Source organism: Desulforudis sp. DRI-14, from assembly GCF_052618305.1.
Window position 1 is genome coordinate 1 of sequence record NZ_JBQXEZ010000045.1, and the last position, 2,602, is coordinate 2,602.

Sequence of the window (2,602 nt, forward strand, 5' to 3'; positions counted from 1 at the left end):
GTCGCCCCGGGCTCAGCAAGTCTTAATATAGCATGCCCCCTCTAATAGTGTCAACTTACGCTATCGACAAAAAGCCGGCAATAAGGTGCTGATGCGCGTTCCCTTTAACTAGTCCGTCCGATTGTTCTTCGGCACAAGACGCGTTAATCAACCAGCGTTACCCGCGTTCCGGGCGAGAGGTCCGGGTTTAAAAAATCCATGGGATCGGTGCTTAAAACTCTATCGATAACGGCCACGTCGGTGCCGTGACGCTTAACGAGCACGGGAACCGAATCGACCAACACTTCTTCGTACCGGGGCACTTCCTCCTTTTCGTCGTGCAGGCAGCTTTCTACGTCCAGAACGGTATAGAGGATCACTGGATGGGCACCCCCTTTTCCGGTTTCTTCTTGGCTTCCTGTTCATCAATCAGGATCTTAAGCTTGGCAAGGGCATCCGATATGCCGCCGACCTGGTCGATAAGCCCGTGTTCCACGGCCTCCCTCCCTATGAGTACCGTCCCGATATCGCGTGCCAGTTCACCGGTACGGAACATCAGCTCCCGGAAGCGCTCCTCCGAAATATTGGAGTGTTTGACGACAAAACGCACGACCCTGTCCTGCATTTTTTCGAGGTATTCAAAGGTCTGCGGAACGGTCAGGATCTGGCCCGTGATACGGATGGGGTGGATGGTCATGCTGGCCGTCTCGGCGATAAAGGAATAATTGGCGGCCACCGCGACCGGCACGCCGATGGAGTGCCCGCCGCCCAAAACGAGAGAGACCGTCGGCTTGGAAAGCGACGAAATCATTTCAGCCATGGCCAGGCCGGCTTCAACGTCACCCCCGACCGTATTCAGGACAATGAGAACTCCTTCAATTCCAGGGTTTTGCTCTATGGCTACGAGCTGGGGAAGTATGTGCTCGTATTTGGTCGTCTTGTTCTGCTGCGGCAGAACCATGTGACCTTCTACCTGGCCGACGATGACCAGCGTGTGAATGTTGGTCTTCGCTCCGGGAACAGCCGTCACGCCGAGTTCCCTGATGGCCCGCATGCGCCGGCGGGTCGGCGATTCGGCGGGTGCGGCGGGTTCGGGCACCGGTTCCGGCTCAGCAGCAGGTTCGTCCGGTATTTCGTTTCCGTTGAAAGACACATAATAGCCCGGATAGCCGTGGTAGCGGTTAGGCACGGGTATTCCTCCCCGTAAATTTCGTTATTTTTAGTATGCTTCCGTCCGGCTTGATCTAACCAATTTATACCCTCGCCGGATACATTCCGGCTGCAGAAACTCCTTTGCGTTTTGAACGTGCCTTGGCGCAAGGTGCTTCTTGTGTTAGCCTATGGGTGGGGGCGATGCCCCGGCGGTTAGTCTCTCAGACGTTGAGGAGGGGTATGCGTGCAAGGTCGGGAAATAAGGAAAGGATTCTTTTTAGCGCTGATGATATTTACGCTGGCCATTATCGGAGGCGTGATCTTCGCCGAGGAGGTCGGGCCCTACCTGCAGCCATCGGTTGAAGGACTTAAGTCGATTGTGGCACAAAGCAAAGAGCTGGCTCCCGAGGCTCAGAACGTGGCGCTTGCCGTGACCATCTTCCTTAAAAACACCTCGGTGGCCCTGATCCTTATCGCCGGGGGCCATCTTTTGCTGGGCATCCCGGTCTTCTTTATTCTGCTCAGCAACGGGCTCCTGATAGGCTTCTTCGCCACCGTTCTGAACGCGAAAGGCGTCAGCCCCCTGGCTTTTGCCACCGGGCTTCTGCCACACGGCATCTTCGAACTGCCGGCCCTTTTATTGGCCGCGGGCTACGCCCTGGCCGTGGTCTTGCGGCGTTTCAGGCGGCGGCAGGGCCCGCCCTTCGGCGCGAAGATGCGTTATCTGGCGGGGGTGATCATCCCCTTGCTGGCCGTAGCGGCCGTCATCGAGGTCTACGTCTCTCCGCGGGTAATGGGCCTGTTCCTGACACCCTCGCCTTAAATGGCATTCCCGAACGACCCGGCACTCAACTCGAAGATCCATTACATTTAAAGCTAATTGTTAGTCTTCGAGACGCCGATTTAGACCGATCTATAACTCGCTGCCATCAGTTGAGTGCCGGAGATTCCTACTATTGACTACTTACATCCGACTATTGACTACTTACATCCGAAATAGGGCCTCAAGGCCCTATTTCGTTATCGGCATATTTCCCGCCGCCCCGATCCATGCTAGGGCTGAGGTGATGGATTAATGAGCCGCAAAAAAGACAACGAGGCGCTCCGTACCCTGCGCCAGCTGGATGAGGTGCGCTGGGAATCGAATAAGGAACTGGGGATTACGGACGCCAACCGGTACGTAGACGGTGTGGCCCTGCGGCCCGATATGGGCGTGAAAGGCGACGATTCGAAGGATCTCGTCAAAGCGGGCGAGGAAACCATCCGGAAAGAAGGATTGAGAAAAACCTTGGCCAACCTCGAAAAGGATGTCCGAAGCCGGAAGTCAGAAGTTTGACCAGGAGACATTCCTAATGCTTAATCCTTAATTGTCAGGTAACAGGACATCGTTAACAGTTTTTATCAATAACATCGTTGAACATGTTTAGCATTAGCTCGATAATAGCCCTTGCTGTTCGGGTCTGGGTTTATC

General features: G+C 55.0%; 4 protein-coding genes. 2 read left to right on the top strand and 2 right to left on the bottom strand.

Going from position 1 to position 2,602, the window contains the following annotated elements:
* Positions 1–143: 143 nt before the first annotated feature.
* Positions 144–359 (bottom strand): YlzJ-like family protein, encoded by a 216-nt coding sequence (locus tag ACUM6F_RS12615; RefSeq protein ID WP_425621465.1) that lies wholly within the window; start codon positions 357–359, stop codon positions 144–146.
* Complete coding sequence (locus ACUM6F_RS12620) at positions 356–1,033, bottom strand: ClpP family protease (RefSeq protein ID WP_445349461.1); 678 nt, start codon at positions 1,031–1,033, stop codon at positions 356–358. Before ACUM6F_RS12620 ends, ACUM6F_RS12615 begins: the two co-directional genes overlap by 4 nt.
* A gap of 342 nt (positions 1,034–1,375) precedes the next feature.
* Between ACUM6F_RS12620 and ACUM6F_RS12625 the strand changes: the two genes are divergently transcribed.
* Both ACUM6F_RS12625 and ACUM6F_RS12630 read left to right on the top strand, forming a co-directional pair.
* The gene (locus ACUM6F_RS12625) at positions 1,376–1,954 is read left to right on the top strand and encodes a stage II sporulation protein M (RefSeq protein WP_425621464.1); all 579 of its coding nucleotides are present in this window, start codon (positions 1,376–1,378) and stop codon (positions 1,952–1,954) included.
* A 252-nt stretch (positions 1,955–2,206) separates the two neighbouring features.
* Positions 2,207–2,467: an alpha/beta-type small acid-soluble spore protein gene (locus ACUM6F_RS12630; RefSeq protein WP_425621463.1), complete on the top strand. Its 261-nt coding sequence runs from the start codon at positions 2,207–2,209 to the stop codon at positions 2,465–2,467.
* The last annotated feature ends 135 nt before the right edge of the window (positions 2,468–2,602 follow it).

Coding starts and splice junctions, on each gene's coding strand:
- ACUM6F_RS12630 (WP_425621463.1), top strand. CDS start 2,207: ATGAGCCGCAAAAAAGACAACGAGGCGCTCCGTACCCTGCGCCAGCTG.
- ACUM6F_RS12620 (WP_445349461.1), bottom strand. CDS start 1,033: ATGCGGGCCATCAGGGAACTCGGCGTGACGGCTGTTCCCGGAGCGAAG.